Here is a 1,222-nt window from a genome sequence, read left to right on the forward strand (position 1 = left end):
GGCCGAGGTGCGATCCCGGGGCACCGTACGGGCCAGGAACATCGTCCGGCGCAGCGCCGCCGGCAACGGGCGCCGCAGCCAGGTGAACCACAGCGTGTTGCGGATCCCGACCCGGCGGCGCAGCCGGGCGTCGCGCAGCTTCGACGCCCGGTGGTGCACGACCAGATCCTCGCGGTAACAGAGCTCCCAACCGCCGCTGAGCAGGTCGGTGGCGAGCAGCTCCTCCTCGCCGCCGAGCCACAACCGGCTGCTGAAACCGCCGTGGGCCAGGAACGCGTCCCGGCGGACCACCGACGCACCCGCGAGGAAGCTGCCGATCGCGGGGCCGGGCAGCCAGTCCGGGCCCGGCACCGGGGAGTCCCGCAGCTCGGTGACAATCGGATCGTCGACGCCCGCGGGCTCCACCAGGATCCGGGCACAGAGCACGGCGATCTTCGGGTACGCGTCGAGCAGATCCGCGGCCCGGGACAGGGAGCCCGGCTCCCACCACGTGTCGTCGTCACAGAAGGCCACGTACGGCGTGTCGAGTGCGCGTACGCCGATGTTGCGACCCACCGCGCCGAGGTTCTCACTCAGGGCGATCACCCGTACCGAAGGGAAGCGCGAGCGGACCGCCTCGGCCGTCCCGTCGGTCGAACCGTTGTCGACCAGCACGACCGGCGGGCGTTCCGGCAGCTCCACCAGGCGGCTCAGGGCCGCCAGGGCCTCCTCGCGCCGCTGCCACGTGATGACCACGACGCCCGTTCGTTCATCGACCATGGCGGCGCGCTTACCCGCACAGAGGTCATCAAGACGTCATCCTCGCCACACCGCGGCCCGATCAGCGGAAGAGGTCGACCGTCCAGTTGAACGCCGTCATGACCCACTCCGTCTGGCGCAGGTGGGCGACGCCCACGCCGGCCAGGAAGAGCCCCGCGACGATGTGCGAGCCGCGGGCGGTGCGGCGGACCCGGCCGAACTGCCGTTCCAGCACCAACCGGCCGACCAGCCGGGACAGGGCGAACAGACCCGCGGCGACCAGCAGCGACACGATGAAGACCACGACCGGCGTGGTGAGGTCACCGTCGGACGAGATCGCCCAGATGCCCCAGCAGACGAACGCGAACAGCATGCCCGCGAAGCTCCACTCGCCGCCGCGGCGCAGCTGACCGAGGTGCCAGCCGAGCGGGCGGCGCTCCTGCGGCGCCTCGGCGCCGGGCCAGCCCGTGCCGGTCGGCTCGTG

Annotated in this window: 1 protein-coding gene and 1 pseudogene; both read right to left on the reverse strand. The window is 72.4% G+C overall.

Annotated features, from left to right (window positions below):
• Window positions 1-759, reverse strand: a 759-nt coding sequence (locus tag AB0C29_RS49285) for a glycosyltransferase (protein WP_360835406.1), incomplete at its 3' end; no start/stop codon positions are given.
• Between the two features lie 61 nt (window positions 760-820).
• A pseudogene (locus AB0C29_RS49290) lies at window positions 821-1,222 on the reverse strand (DNA-directed RNA polymerase II); the annotation flags it as partial.

This window comes from Actinoplanes sp. NPDC048791 (genome assembly GCF_040650095.1).
GTDB lineage: Bacteria > Actinomycetota > Actinomycetes > Mycobacteriales > Micromonosporaceae > Actinoplanes.